We start from the raw sequence: 17,967 nt of genomic DNA, 5'->3' as shown, positions 1-17,967 counted from the left end.
CGGTCGAGGCCGTGGTGCGCCATCAACAGGTGCGTTCATCCACACGTGCTGTGGCTCTACATCGCGCGCCGTCAGCGCGGCGCCACATACCCACCCGGCACCCCATGCGGCGACAGCACCAGTTGCCACAGCTGCGCATGCCGGCAGCGGAAGCTGGCCATCGAGGCGGCCAGGTAGAAACGCCACATGCGCTTGAAGCGTTCGTCGTAACGCTGCGGGTCCAGCTGCGGCCACGCGTTTTCCACGTTCAACCGCCAGGCCTGCAGCGTACGGTCGTAGTCGGTGCCGAAGTTGTGCCAGTCCTCCAGCACGAACAGCCCTTCGAACGCGGCGGTGAGCTGGGCGGCCGAGGGCAGCATCGAGTTGGGGAAGATGTAGCGCGCAATCCAGGGATCGGTGCGGTGGCGCGACAGGTTGCCGCCGATGCTGTGCAGCAGGAACAAACCGTGCGGATGCAGGCAGCGCCGCGCCACCTCGAAGTACCCGCGGTAGTTCTTGTCGCCCACGTGCTCGAACATGCCCACCGAGAAGATCGCGTCGAAGGTCTCGTTGAGGTCGTGGTAGTCCTGCAGGCGGATCTCGATCGGCAGCCCAGCGCACAACTCGCGCGCGTACTCGGCCTGCTCCTGCGAAATGGTGATGCCCACGCCGGATACGCCATAGCGTTCGGCGGCGAACTTCAACGCTTCGCCCCAGCCACAGCCGATATCCAGCACGTGCTGGCCCGGGCGCAATCCCAGTTTGCGGCAGATCAGGTCGAGCTTGGCCTCCTGCGCCCCGTCCAGGTCCTGCGCGTCGCGCCAGTAGCCGCAGCTGTAGACCAGGCGCTCGCCGAGCATGGCCTCATACAGGTCGTTGCCGAGGTCATAGTGGCGCTTGCCGACTTCGAAGCTGCCACTGCCCGCCTGCAGGTTGAACAGGCGCGCCTTGAGTCCATCGGCCACTTCGCGCCAGCTGTGCACGCGCTCGTCCAGGTGGGCCTGCATCAGGTGATACAGGAAGCCGTCCAGCGAGGCGGCGTCCCACTGGCCGTCCATGTAACTCTCGCCCAGGCCGAGCGAGCCCTGGGCCATGACCCGCGTATGGAACTGCGGGTCATGCACGTGGATGTCGTGCGGCTGGTCACCGTCAACGGTGACCCCCGCCTCGTGCAGCAACAGCGTCACTCGTCGTTGCAGTCCCGCGTCCACATTGCCTCCGTCGGTCAGCCCCGGGCAAACAACCCCGCGTAGGCGGTGCCGACGTGCGGCGCCAGCACGCTCGCCGGAACATCCACGGTCTGCGTGCCATCCGAGTACGGCCCCACCTGGTACGGCGGGAACACAAAGCGTACCGCGCTGATCTTGCCATCGGTACCGGTGAGCGGTTGGAACTGACTGAAGTTCTCCGCGCTCGGCTCGGTGCCGTCGGCGATCATGCGGCTGGCGCTGCGGAGCGACTCCTGCAGTTGGCCCGGGTCCATGTCTTCGCTGCTCAGGCGGGTGGCCACGCGCTCGCGCAGCTGGTCGCCGATGTAATCACTGACCGCCTTCCAGCCCTTGGCGTCGGCCACCAGCTTGTCGGCGGTGAGCATCTGCTGCTGCTCGGGCAACCACACAAAGCGCGCCACCAACGGCTCGCCATGGGCACCGCCGGTGTAGCGGCTGCCATCGGCGCTGACCACCACAAGCTGCGGGGTTTCCAGCACCTTCTCGAAGCTCAGCGACAGCTCGTAAGGCATCGTCGGCTTGTCATTGCCCAGGCCATCCACGGCCTGCTGCAATTCGCCGCGCGCCGCGCCGGCATAGTCGGACAGGGCCTTGGCCAGGCCCGGGTACCGCGCGATGTCGGTCGGGTAGCTGATCCCCACCACGGCCTGCGGCGTATTTTCGATCACGTCGCGCAGTTCCACCGGGGCCGCTGCTTCGGCAGGCGTTTCGATGTTGGCCGGCTGCGCTGCCGTGCTGCCATCGGCCACTGGTGCGGCGGCATCGGCGGCGTCGCGCTTGCAGCCGGCCACCAGCACCAGGCCCACGGCCAGGGCCAACGCGCTGGCGCGCAGCGCGCGACGGTTTACTACGATGTTCATTGCAATCCCCTTGTTGAAACCCAGCATGATGATCGGTCGTCCGTGAGACACCCCCTGCTGCCGTCAGCCGGCCAGCAGGTCGTCGTATTCCTCATGGCGTTGCATGAAGGCTTCGGCGTAGGCACACGCCGGCACCACCTTGTATTTGTGTTCGCGCGCATAGCGGAGCGCCACCTTGGTCAACTCCCCTGCGATGCCACGCCCCTCGATGGGTTCGGGCACCTCGGTGTGGGTGATGACCATGCGCTTCTGTCGTTTCAGCGACTTGATCTGGTAATCCAGCAGTGCCAGATGCCCTTGAACCCGGGCCTGGAACCGGTGGTTGGCCAGATCGTGCTCCACCTCGTATGCCAATCCGGGCGGGGTGACCGAAGCCATGGGCGGTGTCTCCTGCGGCAACTGACGCGATAGTGCGCAGCGTAGCGCCATGATCGCGTGAAGTCTGAACAGGGGCAAGCAACGACGTAGAGCGTCACATCCGGCCCTAAAGCTCCGCCGATTCAAGCCGATATCGGTAACGGACAGGGCGTGAAAGCTGGCACGAGTTTTGCGACACCTGCCTACCCGATCGTGCTCCACAAGGAGGTCCACATGGACAACGCACCTACCTCCCCCGCCCCTGGCGATGCCGACAGCTCGCTGCTGGAAGGTCTGTTCCAGCTGGCCGTGAATGGCCAGACCCAGAGCTGGGAATTCGACCAGATCGACAACGAGGTCTATGCCCGCCTGCTCAGCGCCTACGGTGCGGAAGGCAAGAAGGCCGCGTAAGTGGCCTGGGTCACGACCAACGGTCGTGACCTACCACGATGGGGGCGTGGCGGCCCGATAAGGGCGTCACGACCAACGGTCGTGACCTACCGCGAAACGTACCCCGAATGCGTCACGACCAACGGTCGTGACCTACCGCGAAACGTACCCCGAATGCGTCACGACCAACGGTCGTGACATGCCCCGGTGGCGGCATGCTGCCCCGGTACACCCGTCTCGATCAACGGCCGTGACCTGCCGTCGGCTGCCGGTGACCCCGGTCCCGTCAGGTACCGACCGTTGGTCGGTACCCCAGGCGCAGGAACCCCGGCCCAGGTAGGTACCGACCGTTGGTCGGTACCCCTGCTGCAGGAACCCCGGCCCAGGTAGGTACCGACCGTTGGTCGGTACCCTTGCTGCAGGGGCCCCGGTCCCGGTAGGTACCGACCGTTGGTCGGTACCCCCGGCGCAGGCTCAGCCCAGCGGGCGGAAGCTGGGGTTGCTCAGCTCGCGCAGGAAATGCTCGAAGATCGCCGGGCGCATGGCCAGCAGGAAAATCACACCGAACGCAGCACCGGCCAGGTGCGCGCTGTGGTTGATGCGGTCACCGCCCCGCTTGTCCATCCAGATGCTGTAGCCCACGTAGAACACCGCGTAGACGATCGCCGGGGCCGGGATGAAGAAGACGTAGATCACGCTCCACGGGCTGAGCAGGATGAAGGCGAACAGCACCGCCGACACCGCGCCCGACGCGCCCAGGCTGAGGTAGTTCGGGTTCTTCTGGTTTTTCAGGTAGCTGGGCAGGATCGACACCACCAGCGCCGCCAGATAGAACGCCGGATAGGTCAGGTAGCTGCCGGTCAGGTTGATCATCAACGACTCGATCTGGCCGCCGAAGAAGAACAGCGTGATCATGTTGAACGCCAGATGCGCCAGGTCCGCATGGATGAACCCGTAGGTCACCAGGCGGTCGTACTGGCGATGGCGGTCCACCGCCGGTGGCCACAGGATCAGGCGGTCGCCGAGTTTTCGGTTCTTGAAGGCCATCCACGACACGATGACGGTGATGGCGATCAACAGCAGATTGACGGGGGTCATGTCAGGGCTCAGGCCGTACGGTAGTTGTCGACCATACGATAGCGCCTGGCATACCAACCGAAGGCCAACGCCGCCACAAACGCGAATCCGGCGAAGAAGAACATCAGGAAGGCCGCCTCGCTCAAGCCGGTACTGGCGATCTGGTGGGTGACCGTGTCATTGCGCACCGCGGCGTTGGACAGCAGCACCCACAGGTTGCCGATGGTGGTGGTGAGGTTCCAGAAGCTCATCACCACGCCCTTCATCGCCTGCGGGGCCTGGCTGTAGGCAAACTCCAGGCCGGTGGCCGAGACCAGCACTTCACCGAAGGTCAGCAGCGCATACGGCAGCATCTGCCAGAAGATGGACATGACGTTGCCGCCGTCCATCATCACCTGGATGCCGCCGACCACGATCCAGGCCAGGCCGCTGAAGGCGATACCGGCGGTCATGCGGCGCAGCGCGGTCGGCTCGAAACCGAAGCGGCGCAGTGTCGGGTACAGCACCAGGTTGTTGAACGGAATCAGGATCATCACCAGCAGCGGATTCAGCGCCTGCATCTGCGAGGCGGTGAACCACGACGGCATGGCCATCTGCTGGCCCTGCAGCACCCAGGTGGAGGCCTTCTGGTCGAACAGCGAGAAGAACGGCGTGGTCAGCGCGAAGATCACCAGCACGCGCAGCACCGAGCGCACGCCTTCCACAGCCTCGGCCGGGTGTACCGCGCGGGCGCGGTCCAGCTGGATCCAGGTGCCACCGCCGATGCCGGCCAGCAGCAGGACCAGGGCGATGCACAGGCAGATCACGATGCCCAGGCTGCCAACGAGGCCCATCGAGGCCACCGCCAGCACCGCGCCCAGGATGGCCAGGGTGAGGCCCGGGCGTCCCTTGCCCGGCACCTGCGCGGTCAGCGCGGTACGCACCACGTTGCCGAACGAATGCGGGTCCTTCGGCGGCAGCGGCACCAGCACGTAGCGCTTGCGACCCAGCCAGAACACGAAGGTGGCCACGAACATCAGGATGCCGGGAATGCCGAACGCCCACTGCGGGCCCAGGTTCTTCAGCGCCAGCGGAATCAGCAGCGAGGCGAACAGCGAGCCGAAGTTGATGATCCAGTAGAAGGCGTCGAAGACGATCTTGGCCAGATGCTTGTTGCTCTGGTCGAACTGGTCGCCCATGAAGGAGGCCACCAGCGGCTTGATGCCGCCGGCACCCAGCGCGATCAGGCCCAAGCCGACGAAGAAGCCCTGGCGGCTGTCTTCAAACACCGCCAGGCAGGCGTGGCCGGCGCAGTAGATCAGGCTGAACCACAGAATGGTGTGGTACTTGCCGAAGAACTTGTCGGCCAGCCAGCCACCGAGCAGCGGGAAGAAATACACGCCGATCATGAAGCTGTGCATGATGTCCTTGGCCTCGCCCGCACGGCCTTCGGCGGTGATCTCCTGCAGCAGCAGCGAGGTGATCAGGAACTGCACCAGGATGTTGCGCATCCCGTAGAAACTGAACCGTTCGCAGGCCTCGTTGCCAATGATGTACGGAATCTGGCGCGGCATTTTTCCCTTGCCTGCGCTGGCGGCTGCGATCGTGCTCATCCTATGGGGCTGTCCTGCGAATACGAAAGGGCGCGAGCTTACCGGAACCCCTACGCCCACGCACGCTGCGCCCCTACATGACAGCGCGCCACGGACATGGCAGGCAAACGCGCCAAATCGCGGCGGAAGTCACGAAGCGTCGACGGACAAAGCGTAAACTTATCGTTATGCGCATGATCTCCACTGCTGTCACGGGACGTTGGCCGGGCTGGTTGCTGCTCATGCTCTGGGCCGCCTCGGCGGCGCAGGTGCAGGCGCGCCAGGCCGACCCCGGCCCGCGTCTGCTCAAGGTGGCCACGCTGGAGCTGCCCACCCTGGACGAGGGCCAATGGGAGCAACGCCGCGACCAGGTATTGCAGATGCTGGAGACACTGCAGCCGGACGTGATCGCGGTCCAGCGCGTCATGCAGGCGCAGGGCCGCAACCCGGCCTGCTGGCTGGCCACCCGGCTGCGCTACAGCTGCGACTTCGTCACCGCCGACCCGCCCAGCCAGGCATTGCGCCATGGCAGCGCCATGCTGACCCGGCTACCGGTGAGCGAAGACGGCGTCACCCTCCTGCACCCCCCGGGCCAGTTCAGCGCTGCGGGCATGTTGCGGGTGAAACTGCAGGAAGAGCTGATCAACATCTATGTGGCACGGCTGCGCCCGGACCCGGACGAACCGGAGGTACGCCGCCACCAGAGCAGCGACCTGATGACCTGGATCGGCGCCACGGGCGAAGGGCTGCCCTCGCTGATCGCGGGCGATTTTTCGGCCGACACCGCCGAACTGGTGCGCAGCACCCCCGGCTTCCAGCCGGCGCGACGCAACCCCGGTGAACGGGTCGATCCCCCCTCGGTGGCCGGCAGCGCGCGCGGCCATGGGCTGGACGTGCTGTTCCAGGTCAAGCATTTCGAGGGCGTCGGCCAGCAGGCGTTGAAGCTGCCCGCTGCCGACGGCGCCGTTCCCGACAAGGGCGCGCTGCGGCTGGGGGTGATGGCTACGTTGCGGCTGCAGTCACCGGTGCCCGCCAGCGCGCCCTGATCCACCTGGCGCGGCGCCCCGAACGAAAACGGCCAGGCATTGCTGCCTGGCCGTTTTGTCATGCTACCGGCGGTATCGCTCAGGCGATCGCGGCCTGGTAACGACGCTCGACTTCGTTCCAGTCGACCACGTTGAAGAACGCGCCGATGTATTCCGGGCGACGGTTCTGGTACTTCAGGTAGTAGGCGTGTTCCCAGACGTCCAGCGCCAGGATCGGCGTGTTGCCGTCCATCAGCGGGCTGTCCTGGTTGGCGCTGCTTTCCACCACCACCTTCTTGTCGGGGGTGACGCTCAACCATGCCCAGCCGCTGCCGAAGCGGGTCAGTGCGGCCTTGGTGAAGGCTTCCTTGAACTTCTCGAAGCCACCCAGCTGCGACTCGATGGCCTTGCCCACCTCGCCCACCGGTGCACCGCCGCCGTTGGGCGACATCACGGTCCAGAACAGGCTGTGGTTGGCGTGGCCGCCACCGTTGTTGCGCACCGGACCCTGCAGGTTCTCGGGCAGCGACTTGGTCTTCTTGACCAGTTCTTCGATCGGCAGGTCGGCGAACTCGGTGCCTTCCAGCGCCGCGTTGACGTTGTTGATGTAGGTCTGGTGATGCTTGGTGTGATGGATTTCCATCGTGGCCGCGTCGATATTCGGCTCAAGTGCGTCGTAGGCGTAGGACAGCTTGGGGAGGGTATAGGCCATGTGGTTCTCCTGGTAGCTCACTCACCCGGCGAAGACCGGGCGTTGCGCTGACGATGATGGGGATGGCCGACAAGCTTACCAAGGCCCATGTAAAGGAAACTTGGTCCTGCACATGCCACTTCTACACACGGTGTTACGCAGCGGTGACGGCAACGCGCGGCGCGGCGGCGCTGTTCGGCTGCGCCTCATCGCCGGCTACGCGCTTGGCGGTACAGTAGCGACTGTCTTCCCTGGCCCGCCCTGCCCCATGCGCAAGCCCCTTCTGTTGCTGGTTGCCATTGTGCTGCTGATCGGCGGCCTGGCTGCGGTCAAGCTGATGCAGCGCCCGCCGCCGCCGCAGTTCGCCCCCTCGTTGTCACAACCGATCGAGGCCGCGCCGGCCGCTGCGGCGGCGCGCACGCCCGCGGGCGACCCGCTGCCCCCGTTCTTGCCGCCCGAGGCACGCGCCACGATCGCGCTGATCCAGCGCGGTGGCCCGTTCCCGCACCGCCAGGACGGCAGCGTGTTCGGCAACCGCGAGCAGCGCCTGCCGCCGCGTCCACGCGGCTACTACCACGAGTACACCGTCGACACCCCCGGTGCCGGCAATCGCGGTGCACGTCGCATCGTCACCGGTGGCACCCCGCCCACCGGCTGGTTCTACACCGACGACCACTACGAAACATTCCGCAGTTTTGATGTACCACCGGCCGGGAGCTGGCAATGAACCACGACGCATTCGAATTGGGCCTGCACGACATCAACAACGCCGGCGTGTACGCCATCGGCAACGGCGACGTGGGCCCGCTGTCGGCGGCGATGCGCGATGCCGGCCTGCGCGTGGTCCAGATCGACCTGGACGGCTGCCAGGACAAGCGCACGCTGCTGATGCGGCTGGCTGCGCGCCTGGACTTCCCGACCGGCTTCGGCGGCAACTGGGACGCACTGACGGACAACCTGCGCGACCTGGCCTGGCTGCCGGCCAACGGCTATGCGCTGCTTTTCAATGATGCCGATGCACTGCGCGCGCAGGCTGGCGCCGACTTCGACACGCTGCTGGAGGTGCTCGACGAAGCCAGCCGCTTCTGGAGCGATAGCAACGTGCCGTTCTGGGCGTTCGTGGCCCTGCAGGATGCAGACGTGGAACTGGACGCGGACGCCGCGCCGTAACCCGCATCCGGGTAGAGCCACGCCATGCGTGGCTGTGACGCGCGCCATGACGCCTGGCCCGAGGGGCAGCCACCCATGGGGTGGCTCTACCCGCCGATGAGGCGAGGCCTCATCGGCTGCCGTTGTCGTCCTGCAGCTCTTTCTTGAACGGAATATCCGGCGGCGGGCGCGCCACGGCCGGCTGGTCCTGCATGTTTGGATCGCTCAGGCCGCAGCCGCCGCCGAACTGGAGGATGGACACCACGCACGAGATCGACGAGCTGGTGCCCGGGATCGGGATCTCCACCGTCTTGATGCCCTTGCGTACCCACTCGGCCAGCAACGATTCGTTGGGCGCCCAGTATTTCTCGAACGAGGTCGGGGTGTAGTCGTACGGCGGCCGCTTGAGCCACGTGCCGGACTGGGCGATGCGCTCCTTGGTCCAGCCGTCCTTGTCGCCACCGGGCGCGCCCCGCTCGGCCGCGCCTTTTCCGTCCTGGCCGGCCACGCGCACGCCGCCGTCCGCATTGAACAGGCTGCCGCCACTGGCGCCGGTCGCGCTCACCGCGCGGCCGTTGAGGTCACGGTCCTGCGGGTGGTTGGCGGCCGCCCAGTCGTCGCCGCGACGCGACGCGGCCCAGTTGCCCGGATCCGCAGCGGGCTTGGCCGGCGACGGACTCGGCGTGGCCGGGGCGGTGCTGGTGGCGCTGTTGGTGCTGGGCGCAGGGGTGGAACGCGGCGCGGTCGCCGTGGATGCGCTGGCCGGGGCGGTGGTGGGGGTCGGCGGCGCCGGGCGCGGCGTGGCATTGGGCACGGCCCGTTCGCGCACGGCCACCTGCGCCGGCGATGGTGCCGGGACGCTCAGGTCGCGCTGCGGCACGCGCGCCACCGTCACCGGGGGCGTGAGCAACGGCTGCACCTGGCGCTCGCGCACCTGTACCTCACGCTGCGGCAGCGGCACATCCACGCGCGGGCCGGGCACCACCACAGGCGGGGCCGGTGCCTCGACCACGCTGACCTCACGCTCGCGCACCGTCAGCTCGGGGGTGCGCAGCTGCGGTTCGGTCGGGCGCGGCATCGCCACGTTGGCACGCGCCGACGGGGCCTCCACGGTGGCAACCGTGCGCTCACGCACCGCGATGTCCTGCGGATCGCGGGGTACCACGCGCACCTCGGTGCGCACCGCGCTGGGCGGTGGCACCACGAAATCGGTGGTGGCCTGCGCCACGTCAGTGGCCTGCAGCGGCTGTTCCGGGGTGGGCGTGGCCGGGCTCGGCGGCGCCGGCTGCGGCTCGCTGGCCGGCGGCGGGTTGGCACGCGGCTGGGGCGCGGACGCCGTGGCCGCCGCCGTGGATTCAGCCTGTGCCGGCGCACGCGACTGCGCGGTGTCGGGCGTCGCCTCGGCCGGCGCAGCGGCCGCCGCCTGGCCACCGTCGTCCTGCTGTGGCGTGCCACGCCCCACCAGCGACACCTGCACGCGGCCACTTTCGCCGCCCTGCTCGGGCACCACCGGCGGCCGGATCAGCGCCACCCACAGCAGCAGCGCGGCAAACAGCGCGTGCAGCAGAAGGCTGATCGTAGCCGAGCTCCAGCGCATCCAGCGCTGGTCGCGCGGCGCCGGTTCCCAGCCTTGCCACAGCAGGCGCCGCAGCGACTGCACGAACCCCAGCTGCGGCAGCCGCCCGGTGGACACCGGCAACGGGCGCCCGATCAGGGTGGCAATGACCTCGCTGGAACGAAACGGGCGCGGCAACGGACGCAACGCGCGCAGCCACAGGCCCCACCCGTAGGGAAGGCCCGTGGTTTTTTCAAGGATGCGGTTGTCCGGCTGGCGTGCCAGCAGCCAATCGAGGATGTCGTCGGCCCGGCGCAGTGGCACGCAGCGCGATCAGGCGGCCGTGCCGCGCGGGATGTACGGCGCGTCGCCACTGTCGTGGTCGGTCGCGTCGCGTACCGCGGTGATCCCGGGCACCCGGCCCATCAGGGTTTTTTCGATGCCCTGCTTGAGGGTCACATCGGCCATGCCGCAGCCCTGGCAGCCGCCACCGAAGCGCAGCAGCACCACGCCGTCGGCGGACACTTCCTGCACGGCGACCTTGCCGCCGTGGGAGGCCAGCTGCGGGTTCACTTCGTTCTCCACCACCCAGCGCACGCGTTCGACCAGCGAGTTCGCCTCGCCCGGGGCTTCGCCCTTGATCTTCGGCGCCTTGATGGTCAGCTGCTGGCTGCCGGTGGCGTTGCTGACGATGTCGATCTCCGCCCCGTCCAGCCAGCCCACGCTGGGCGCGTCCACGAACAGGGTGAAGCCATCGCAGTCCACCGCCCATTCGTCGCCGAGCAGTTGGGCAGGCTCGGCAAACTCCAGCCGGGCATCGGCGCGGGGGGTGCCCGCATCGACGGCGCTCAGGCGCACGCCCATGCCGGGCACGGCCTCACGCTCGATCAGCTTGCGGAAATAGGTTTGGGCGGTGTCGGATATCTGGATCATCGGGCTATTCTAGCGGCTTACATGTTATGCGCTCATTCGGTTTATACATTGGCCGGCGCATCGTTCAGTCATCTTGCTAGAACACTGGGAGTGGAGGATTTCATGGCCGACCTGATTCCGCTGGCGCGGGCGCACTGCGTGCCGCGCAAGGGCAGCGACCACAAGCTGGGCGAGGCCCGGGTGGCCGAACTGCTGGCCCAGGTGCCCGGCTGGGAGCTGGCCGAACACGGCCTGGCGCTCACCCGCACCTTCCGCTTCGACAACTACCACGGAACCATGGCGTTCGTGAACGCCCTGGCCTGGGTAGCCCACCGCGAAGACCACCACCCCGACCTGGGCGTGCATTACGACCGGGCCGTGGTGCGCTTTTCCACCCACGACGTGGGTGGCCTGAGCGAAAACGACTTCATCTGCGCAGCGAAGGCTTCGGCCCTGACGGAGTGACCCCATGAAACTGCAGTCCCTCGTGTTGTCCAGCATCGCCCTTGCCGCCCTCGCCGGCTGCAACAAGCCGGCCGAGCCTGCCACCCCGGTGGCCGCGCCGACCGAAGTGGCCGCCGTGAAGACCCCGCCGCCGCAGTATCCGATCGAACTGGCCTGCCAGGGCATCGGCGGCACCAGCACCTTCAAGGTGGTGATCGCCGCCAACGGCAAGCCCGGTGAAGTGGCGCTGGTGAGCGGCAGCGGCAACGCCCAGCTCGACGCGCAGGCCAAGACGGCGGTGGAAGGCTGGGAGTTCAAGGCGGCCACCCGCGCCGGCCAGACGGTGTCCACCACCATCCAGGTACCGGTGAGCTTCAACCCCCCGCAGCCCAAGCCGGACGAGTGCTTCGCGGTGGAAGAGCGGCTTCGCCGCGGCGGTTGAGTCGGCCCTGATCCGAGGTCAGCCAGCGCCAGCCTCCCCTTACCGCGCCCGGGTGAACCCCACCGGGGCGCGTTGCACTTCTCCAAGGACGCTGTAGCGCATGCTCGAAATCTCCGCTGAAAATGTCTGGGTCGCACTGGGTGTGACCCTGGCCGCCGGCCTGGCCACGGGCCTGGGCAGCCTGATGGTGCTGTTCTCGCGACGGCCCAACCCCCGGCTGCTGGCCTTCGGTCTGGCCTTTGCCGGCGGTGCGATGGTGTTCGTGTCGCTTACCGAGATCCTGAACAAGGCGATCGATTCGTTCACCCAGGCCTACGATGCCCGGCTGGGCTTCGCCTACGGCACGGCCGCGTTCCTGGCCGGGGTGCTGCTGATCGTGGTGATCGACCACCTGATCCCGAACCCGCACGAAAGCCTGGACAAGCAGGACCCGGTGTTCCGCGACAACAACAAGGCCTACATCAAGCGGGTTGGCCTGCTGACCGCGATCGCGATCACCGCGCACAACTTCCCCGAGGGCCTTGCCACGTTCTTTGCCACGCTGGAAAGCCCGTCGGTGGGCATGCCGCTGGCGTTCGCCATCGCCATCCACAACATTCCCGAAGGCATTGCCATCGCGGTACCGGTGTATTTCGCCACCCAGAACAAGTGGTACGCCTTCGGCGCCAGCCTGCTGTCGGGCCTGGCCGAGCCGGTCGGCGCCGCCATCGGCTACTTCGCGCTGTCGGGCATGCTCAACCACGCCACCTTCGGCTGGGTGTTCGGCCTGATCTCCGGGGTGATGGTGTTCCTGGCCCTGGACGAACTGCTGCCCGCAGCCAAACGCTACGCCAAGGGCCACGAAACCGTGTACGGCCTGGTGGCCGGCATGGGCAGCCTGGCGATCAGCCTGGTGTTGTTCAAGTGGTGAAGCCGGCGGCAGGGCCGTAATCGCCCATGTTGCCGTATCCACCAACGGTGGATACCTACCGCCACGGTGCGTGGGCATGTCTGTATCCACCAACGGTGGATACCTACCGCGGCGGTGCGCGGGCATGTCTGTATCCACCAACGGTGGATACCTACCGCCACGGTGCGCGGGCATGCCTGTATCCACCAACGGTGGATACCTACCGCCACGGTGCGCGGGCATGTCTGTATCCACCAACGGTGGATACCTACCGCGGCGGTGCGCGGGCATGAACCGGTAGGCCATGACCGTTGGTCATGGCCCCCGGAGCACCTGCCGGGAGGTGCGCTGGTTTACTTCAACCGGTTCAACACCTCGGTCAGCTCATCGGCCAGCGGCGCGTTGAGCAGGTACGGGGTCTTGCCGGCGTCCAGGGCGAACTCCAGCGAGGCGGCGTGCAGGAACAGGCGTTTGAGCCCGATCTGGTCACGAAGCCGCTTGTTGACGTCCGGATCGCCGTACTTGTCGTCACCGGCCACCGGGTGGCCCAGATGCTGGGCATGCACGCGGATCTGGTGGGTGCGGCCGGTTTCGATGCGGACCTCGCAGTACGAATGCCCGCCCTTGCGCTCCAGCACCTTGAAGTGGCTGATCGACTCCTTGCCGATCGGGTTGACCTGCACGTGGCGCTCCCCGCCCTGGCGCAGCCCCACATGCAACGGCGCATCCACCGTCATGGTGCCATCGGGCATGCGCCCGACCAGCAGGGTCAGGTAGTGCTTGCGGATGCCCGAACCGTGGTCTTCGCGCAGCAGCGCCTGCAGCTCGCTCAGCGCTGAACGCTTCTTGGCCACGATCAGCAGGCCCGACGTGTCGCGGTCCAAGCGGTGCACCAGTTCCAGGGTCTTGCCCGGGCGCAGCGCACGCAGTGTCTCGATCGCGCCGAAGCTGATCCCGCTGCCGCCGTGGCTGGCCACGCCGGACGGCTTGTTCAGCGCCAGCAGCCGATCGTCTTCGAACACGATGGCATCTTCCAAGCGCTTCATGAACGCGGCGGGCGGACCGGCCTTGTCGCCTTCCTCGGTGAGACGGACCGGCGGCACCCGGACCTCGTCGCCCGGCTCCAGCTTGCGCTCGGCCTTGGCACGACCGCCGTTGACCCGGACCTGCCCACTGCGCACCAGCTTGTAGATCAGGCTGCGTGGCGCACCCTTGAGCTGGCCGAGCAGGAAGTTGTCCAGGCGCTGCCCGGCGCGGTCGGCCGGGACGGTGATGATACGTACGCTGGTCATGGCTTCAGCGGCTTTGGGGGTGGGCTCGGTAACGGTCATTGGCCTTTTATTCTGTTACACTCGGCATGCGAGATAAGGGATTGATTTCGTTGGAAGTTGCTCTGGGCCAGAAGCCCGACTTCCCGCGATTCCGGCACAGTGCGCAGCCACCGCCCCCGGGGCGGCCATGTTAGCGGCTCACCGGCGGTCCCGGCCATCGCCGGATGCCTGACAAGCGTCTGTGCTGAAAAACATGTCCCTGTGGCGCTCCAGCCTGGCTGACAGCTGCCTCCGGCCCGTAACACCCAAACCAAAACAAATGAAGCGCTCCCGCGGGCTGCCGTGGTGTTGTAGCGCTGGAAACCCAAGCCGCCCTCCCCGCGCCTGCGCGATGGGCGTCGAAGCGTGACCAGAAGCGAAACCCCATGGTGTTCCGCGCGGTAGCAGCGCGCGAGGAACCCAACAATGAAGCGAATGCTGATCAATGCCACGCAGGCTGAAGAGCTGCGGGTAGCCATCGTGGATGGCCAGACGCTGTACGACATCGACATCGAACAGCCGTCCAAGGAACAGAAGAAGTCGAACATTTACAAGGGTCGCATCACGCGCCTTGAACCGTCGCTGGAAGCAGCCTTCGTCGAATACGGCGGTGAACGCCACGGCTTCCTGCCGCTGAAGGAAATCTCGCGCGATTACTTCGCCGCGGGCGTGGACCACAACAAGGCCGGCATCCGCGAACTGCTGCGTGAAGGCCAGGAAGTGGTTGTCCAGGTCGACAAGGAAGAGCGTGGCAACAAGGGCGCCGCCCTGACCACGTTCATCTCCCTGGCCGGCCGCTACATGGTCCTGATGCCGAACTCGCCCACCGCCGGCGGCGTGTCGCGTCGCATCGAGGGTGAAGACCGCGCCGCGCTGAAGGAAGCGCTGGACAAGCTGGACATCCCCGACGACATGGGCGTGATCATCCGCACCGCCGGCGTCGGCCGCGATGCCGAAGAACTGCAGTGGGATCTGGATTACCTGCTGCAGGTGTGGAAGTCGATCGCCGAAGCGGCGCTGACCAAGCCGGCCTCCTTCCTGATCTACCAGGAGTCGCGCCTGATCGTGCGCGCCCTGCGTGACTACCTGCGCGCCGACGTCGGCGAGATCCTGGTGGACACCCAGGAACTGTACGAGACCGCCCGCGAGTTCATGCAGCAGGTGATGCCGCAGACCCTGCGCAAGCTCAAGCACTACACCGACGACATCCCGCTGTTCAACCGCTTCCAGATCGAATCGCAGATCGAAGGCGCGTATGAGCGCAACGTGCGCCTGCCGTCCGGCGGCTCGATCGTGGTCGACCAGACCGAAGCGCTGACCGCCATCGACGTCAACTCCTCGCGCGCCACCAAGGGCAGCGACATCGAGGACACCGCGTTCCAGACCAACCTGGAAGCGGCCGAAGAAGTGGCCCGCCAGCTGCGCCTGCGCGACCTGGGCGGCCTGGTGGTCATCGATTTCATCGACATGGCCTCCAACAAGCACCAGCGCGAAGTTGAAAACCGCCTGCAGAACGCGCTCAAGTACGACCGTGCGCGCGTGCAGCTGGGCCGCATCTCGCGCTTTGGCCTGATGGAAATGAGCCGCCAGCGCCTGCGCCCGAGCCTGGGCGAATCCAGCCAGATCGTCTGCCCGCGTTGCGACGGCCATGGCCGCATGCGCAGCGTCGAGTCGCTGTCGCTGTCGATCATCCGCGTGGCTGAAGAGCATGCGATGAAGGAAAACACCGGGCAGGTGCTGGTCCAGGCCCCGGTCGAGATCGCCAACTACCTGCTCAATGAAAAGCGCAGCGCCCTGCGCGAGATCGAACAGCGCCATGACGCGCCGATCGTGATCGTCGCCGACGAACAGCTGCACACCCCGCATTACGAAGTGACCCGCCTGCGCGACAACGAGCTGGGCGAAGAAAGCGGCAAGCCGAGCTACCAGCGCGGCACCCCGCGCAAGCTGCCGGTGCACGCCCTGACCAAGGCCCAGCTGAACATCCCGGTGGCCCCGGTGGTGACCCAGGTCAAGCACAGCCAACCGGCGCCGATCCGCGAAGCCCCGGAACCGGAAGCCGCGCCCGCACCGGTCGCTGCCCCGGCCCCGGTGGCCGCACCGGCCGCCACCGGCGTGGTGGGCTGGCTCAAGCGCATCTTCGGTGGCGAACCGGCCCCGGCCGCTGCCCCGCCGGCGAACGCACGCCAGGCCCAGGACGGCAACCGCAACAACCGCAACAAGGATCGCAACAAGGACCGCACTGGCGGCCGCCGCGATGAACGCGGTGGCGAGCGCAACGGCAATGGCGGCGCACAGGCGCAGGGCCAGGGTCGTGGCAAGGACCGCGGTGAACGTGGCGAGCGTGGCGAACGCGGTGGCAAGAACGAGCGTCGCGACGAGCGCCGCCAGGACGTGGCCGCACCGGTGGCCGGCAATGCCGCGCAGGTGCAGGCACCGGGCCAGGCCAAGCCGCGCAACGAACAGCAGCCCAAGCAGCCGCGCAATGAGCAGCAGCCGAAGCTGAAGCAGAAGCAGAACCCGCAGCAGCCCAGGCAGCAGGGCGATGCCGACAAGGCCGTGGCCAGCGACAAGCCGGCACGCCAGCCGCAGGCCGATGCGCCGAAGCCGGGCAACACGACCGCACCGGTCGCCGATGCCGCACTGGTGACCGCCGCTGCCGTGGGCGTGGCCGACGCCGCCGCCCCGTACGCCGCCGCGCAGGACAGCGCGCAGACCGCGGCCGCCGTGGACGAGGCACAGGTCGCCACCGGCGAGAACGGTGAACAGACCGACGCCCCGGGCACCGGCGATGACGCCAATGGCGAAGGCGGCTCGCGCCGTCGTCGCGGCCGTCGCGGTGGCCGTCGTCGTCGTCGTGGCAATGGCGAGCAGGCTGCCGGCAGCGATGGTCTGAACGATGACGCCGGTCTGGATGATGACGGCGACAGCGACGACCAGGATGGCGACCAGGACGGTGGCGACACCGCCCAGGCCCCGCGTCCGGCGGCCGGCAATGGCCAGCCGCAGCCGGAGTTCGAGTTCGACGACGAAACCGCTGCTGCGCCCGCCGCGGCACCGGTCCAGGCACCGCGCCCGGCACCCGCTGCTGCTCCGGTGGCCGCAGTTGCCGCCGCCGCACCGGTGGCCGCGGTCAGCAGCCCGGTCGTGACCGCCGGTCACAGCGAGGCCGCCCCGGTGGCCCCGCAGGCCCCGGCCGAGACGCCCGCCCCGTCCTACACCGACCGCGTGCCGTTCGTGGAATCGCCGATGCCGGCACCGCCGATGGTCGGCGCTGCCAAGCCGGTGCAGGCTGCGCCGGTGGTCGACGCGCCGAAGGTTGCCGACGCTGCCCCGGTTGTTGAAGCACCGAAGGCGGTTGAGGCCGCTCCGGTTGCCGCAGCACCGAAGGTGATTGAAGCTGCCCCGGTGGTTGAAGCCCCGAAGCCTGCTGAGGCCGCTCCGGTCGCCGCCGCACCGAAGCCGGTTGAAGCTGCCCCGGTGGTTGAAGCCCCGAAGGCTGCTGAAGCCGCTCCGGTTGCTGCCGCGCCGAAGGCTGTCGAAGCTGCCCCGGTTGTTGAAGCGCCGAAGGCTGTTGAAGCCGCCCCGGTTGTTGAAGCGCCGAAGGCTGTTGAAGCCGCCCCGGTCGTTGAAGCACCGAAGCCGGTTGAGGCTGCCCCGGTGGCCGCAGCACCGAAGGCTGTTGAAGCTGCGCCGGTCGTCCAAGCACCGAAGGCGGTCGAAGCCGCCCCGATTGTCGACGCGCCGAAGCCGGTGGAAACCGCCCCCGTCGCCGTGACCGCCGATGCGGGCCAGGCCGGTCGCCCCGTGCAGTCGAGCATGCTCGATGCCGTCGACCCGACCCAGCCGGCACCGGAGAAGGCCGCACCGGCACCGGTCGCCCGCACCGAGGCCGCCCCGGCCGCCCCGGTCGTGCATAACGGCCAGCTGTTCGGCAATGCAGGCAGCGACACCCCCGCCAGCACCGACGCTGCCGCACAGGCTGCCCAGGCCGAAGCCCGCGATGACATCCCCACCGATGTCGCGCAGGCCGAAGAAGCCGGCAAGCCGGATCAGGACAAGCACGACAAGGCCTGATCCCGCGCCA

17 protein-coding genes are annotated in these 17,967 nt (G+C 67.6%); 8 read left to right on the top strand and 9 right to left on the bottom strand.

The features are described 5' to 3' along the window. Window positions 1–71: 71 nt before the first annotated feature. The 3 genes from cfa to AC1DCJ_RS11845 form a co-directional block, all read right to left on the bottom strand. The gene (gene cfa / locus AC1DCJ_RS11855; RefSeq protein ID WP_478071024.1) at window positions 72–1,190 is read right to left on the bottom strand and encodes a cyclopropane fatty acyl phospholipid synthase; all 1,119 of its coding nucleotides are present in this window, start codon (window positions 1,188–1,190) and stop codon (window positions 72–74) included. Between the two features lie 14 nt (window positions 1,191–1,204). Continuing rightward, window positions 1,205–2,068 (bottom strand): DUF3298 and DUF4163 domain-containing protein, encoded by an 864-nt coding sequence (locus tag AC1DCJ_RS11850; RefSeq protein ID WP_478071023.1) that lies wholly within the window; start codon window positions 2,066–2,068, stop codon window positions 1,205–1,207. Between the two features lie 63 nt (window positions 2,069–2,131). Further along, complete coding sequence (locus tag AC1DCJ_RS11845; RefSeq protein ID WP_038687526.1) at window positions 2,132–2,446, bottom strand: GNAT family N-acetyltransferase; 315 nt, start codon at window positions 2,444–2,446, stop codon at window positions 2,132–2,134. A gap of 213 nt (window positions 2,447–2,659) precedes the next feature. Here AC1DCJ_RS11845 and AC1DCJ_RS11840 point away from each other — a divergent pair, with 213 nt between their 5' ends. Continuing rightward, window positions 2,660–2,836: a hypothetical protein gene (locus AC1DCJ_RS11840; protein ID WP_181394068.1), complete on the top strand. Its 177-nt coding sequence runs from the start codon at window positions 2,660–2,662 to the stop codon at window positions 2,834–2,836. A gap of 453 nt (window positions 2,837–3,289) precedes the next feature. Here AC1DCJ_RS11840 and AC1DCJ_RS11835 read toward each other — a convergent pair whose 3' ends face one another. Both AC1DCJ_RS11835 and AC1DCJ_RS11830 read right to left on the bottom strand, forming a co-directional pair. After that, window positions 3,290–3,913 carry a rhomboid family intramembrane serine protease gene (locus AC1DCJ_RS11835; protein WP_313245617.1) on the bottom strand — a complete coding sequence of 208 codons (624 nt, stop codon included), beginning with the start codon at window positions 3,911–3,913 and terminating at the stop codon, window positions 3,290–3,292. An 8-nt stretch (window positions 3,914–3,921) separates the two neighbouring features. Beyond that, window positions 3,922–5,484 carry a POT-type proton-dependent oligopeptide transporter gene (locus tag AC1DCJ_RS11830; protein ID WP_137189900.1) on the bottom strand — a complete coding sequence of 521 codons (1,563 nt, stop codon included), beginning with the start codon at window positions 5,482–5,484 and terminating at the stop codon, window positions 3,922–3,924. Window positions 5,485–5,657: 173 nt separating this feature from the next. Here AC1DCJ_RS11830 and AC1DCJ_RS11825 point away from each other — a divergent pair, with 173 nt between their 5' ends. Then, window positions 5,658–6,509: an endonuclease/exonuclease/phosphatase family protein gene (locus AC1DCJ_RS11825; RefSeq protein ID WP_392731743.1), complete on the top strand. Its 852-nt coding sequence runs from the start codon at window positions 5,658–5,660 to the stop codon at window positions 6,507–6,509. 79 nt (window positions 6,510–6,588) lie between these two features. Here AC1DCJ_RS11825 and AC1DCJ_RS11820 read toward each other — a convergent pair whose 3' ends face one another. Then, window positions 6,589–7,200, bottom strand: a complete 612-nt coding sequence (locus tag AC1DCJ_RS11820; protein WP_141056836.1) for a superoxide dismutase — start codon at window positions 7,198–7,200, stop codon at window positions 6,589–6,591. 247 nt (window positions 7,201–7,447) lie between these two features. Between AC1DCJ_RS11820 and AC1DCJ_RS11815 the strand changes: the two genes are divergently transcribed. Together AC1DCJ_RS11815 and AC1DCJ_RS11810 are read left to right on the top strand one after the other, a co-directional pair. After that, window positions 7,448–7,906, top strand: coding sequence for a guanyl-specific ribonuclease (locus AC1DCJ_RS11815; protein WP_141056835.1), 459 nt, complete (start codon window positions 7,448–7,450; stop codon window positions 7,904–7,906). Beyond that, a complete protein-coding gene (locus AC1DCJ_RS11810) occupies window positions 7,903–8,349 on the top strand; it encodes a barstar family protein (RefSeq protein WP_478071022.1) in 447 nt (148 codons plus the stop codon). The genes AC1DCJ_RS11815 and AC1DCJ_RS11810 overlap by 4 nt, the downstream gene beginning before the upstream one ends. A 109-nt stretch (window positions 8,350–8,458) precedes the next feature. On the opposite strand, the gene AC1DCJ_RS11805 is transcribed toward AC1DCJ_RS11810, so the two are convergent. Next, a complete protein-coding gene (locus AC1DCJ_RS11805) occupies window positions 8,459–10,207 on the bottom strand; it encodes a hypothetical protein (protein WP_478071021.1) in 1,749 nt (582 codons plus the stop codon). A gap of 9 nt (window positions 10,208–10,216) precedes the next feature. After that, the gene (locus AC1DCJ_RS11800; protein ID WP_038687513.1) at window positions 10,217–10,816 is read right to left on the bottom strand and encodes an NfuA family Fe-S biogenesis protein; all 600 of its coding nucleotides are present in this window, start codon (window positions 10,814–10,816) and stop codon (window positions 10,217–10,219) included. Between the two features lie 102 nt (window positions 10,817–10,918). Between AC1DCJ_RS11800 and AC1DCJ_RS11795 the strand changes: the two genes are divergently transcribed. The 3 genes from AC1DCJ_RS11795 (at window position 10,919) to zupT (ending at window position 12,591) form a co-directional block, all read left to right on the top strand. Beyond that, window positions 10,919–11,260 carry a 4a-hydroxytetrahydrobiopterin dehydratase gene (locus tag AC1DCJ_RS11795; protein WP_137189905.1) on the top strand — a complete coding sequence of 114 codons (342 nt, stop codon included), beginning with the start codon at window positions 10,919–10,921 and terminating at the stop codon, window positions 11,258–11,260. A 4-nt stretch (window positions 11,261–11,264) separates the two neighbouring features. Beyond that, the gene (locus AC1DCJ_RS11790) at window positions 11,265–11,681 is read left to right on the top strand and encodes an energy transducer TonB (RefSeq protein WP_038687508.1); all 417 of its coding nucleotides are present in this window, start codon (window positions 11,265–11,267) and stop codon (window positions 11,679–11,681) included. Between the two features lie 100 nt (window positions 11,682–11,781). Next, the gene (zupT, locus tag AC1DCJ_RS11785; RefSeq protein WP_038687506.1) at window positions 11,782–12,591 is read left to right on the top strand and encodes a zinc transporter ZupT; all 810 of its coding nucleotides are present in this window, start codon (window positions 11,782–11,784) and stop codon (window positions 12,589–12,591) included. Window positions 12,592–12,923: 332 nt separating this feature from the next. On the opposite strand, the gene AC1DCJ_RS11780 is transcribed toward zupT, so the two are convergent. Further along, on the bottom strand, window positions 12,924–13,901 hold the full coding sequence (locus AC1DCJ_RS11780; protein ID WP_038687505.1) for an RluA family pseudouridine synthase: 978 nt from the start codon (window positions 13,899–13,901) through the stop codon (window positions 12,924–12,926). Between the two features lie 405 nt (window positions 13,902–14,306). Here AC1DCJ_RS11780 and AC1DCJ_RS11775 point away from each other — a divergent pair, with 405 nt between their 5' ends. Then, the gene (locus AC1DCJ_RS11775; RefSeq protein ID WP_478071020.1) at window positions 14,307–17,957 is read left to right on the top strand and encodes an Rne/Rng family ribonuclease; all 3,651 of its coding nucleotides are present in this window, start codon (window positions 14,307–14,309) and stop codon (window positions 17,955–17,957) included. The last annotated feature ends 10 nt before the right edge of the window (window positions 17,958–17,967 follow it).

The sequence above is a fragment of the Stenotrophomonas sp. 10N36 genome, assembly GCF_056395005.1.
The sequence above is the reverse complement of the archived record's forward strand: the minus strand, read 5'-3'. Positions and strand labels throughout refer to the sequence as shown.

Bases quoted from the DNA above. Each gene is read 5' to 3' on its own strand.
- AC1DCJ_RS11850 (WP_478071023.1), bottom strand. From the start codon at position 2,068: ATGAACATCGTAGTAAACCGTCGCGCGCTGCGCGCCAGCGCGTTGGCC.
- AC1DCJ_RS11845 (WP_038687526.1), bottom strand. From the start codon at position 2,446: ATGGCTTCGGTCACCCCGCCCGGATTGGCATACGAGGTGGAGCACGAT.
- AC1DCJ_RS11840 (WP_181394068.1), top strand. From the start codon at position 2,660: ATGGACAACGCACCTACCTCCCCCGCCCCTGGCGATGCCGACAGCTCG.
- AC1DCJ_RS11835 (WP_313245617.1), bottom strand. From the start codon at position 3,913: ATGACCCCCGTCAATCTGCTGTTGATCGCCATCACCGTCATCGTGTCG.
- AC1DCJ_RS11830 (WP_137189900.1), bottom strand. From the start codon at position 5,484: ATGAGCACGATCGCAGCCGCCAGCGCAGGCAAGGGAAAAATGCCGCGC.
- AC1DCJ_RS11825 (WP_392731743.1), top strand. From the start codon at position 5,658: ATGATCTCCACTGCTGTCACGGGACGTTGGCCGGGCTGGTTGCTGCTC.
- AC1DCJ_RS11820 (WP_141056836.1), bottom strand. From the start codon at position 7,200: ATGGCCTATACCCTCCCCAAGCTGTCCTACGCCTACGACGCACTTGAG.
- AC1DCJ_RS11815 (WP_141056835.1), top strand. From the start codon at position 7,448: ATGCGCAAGCCCCTTCTGTTGCTGGTTGCCATTGTGCTGCTGATCGGC.
- AC1DCJ_RS11810 (WP_478071022.1), top strand. From the start codon at position 7,903: ATGAACCACGACGCATTCGAATTGGGCCTGCACGACATCAACAACGCC.
- AC1DCJ_RS11800 (WP_038687513.1), bottom strand. From the start codon at position 10,816: ATGATCCAGATATCCGACACCGCCCAAACCTATTTCCGCAAGCTGATC.
- AC1DCJ_RS11795 (WP_137189905.1), top strand. From the start codon at position 10,919: ATGGCCGACCTGATTCCGCTGGCGCGGGCGCACTGCGTGCCGCGCAAG.
- AC1DCJ_RS11790 (WP_038687508.1), top strand. From the start codon at position 11,265: ATGAAACTGCAGTCCCTCGTGTTGTCCAGCATCGCCCTTGCCGCCCTC.
- zupT (WP_038687506.1), top strand. From the start codon at position 11,782: ATGCTCGAAATCTCCGCTGAAAATGTCTGGGTCGCACTGGGTGTGACC.
- AC1DCJ_RS11780 (WP_038687505.1), bottom strand. From the start codon at position 13,901: ATGACCGTTACCGAGCCCACCCCCAAAGCCGCTGAAGCCATGACCAGC.
- AC1DCJ_RS11775 (WP_478071020.1), top strand. From the start codon at position 14,307: ATGAAGCGAATGCTGATCAATGCCACGCAGGCTGAAGAGCTGCGGGTA.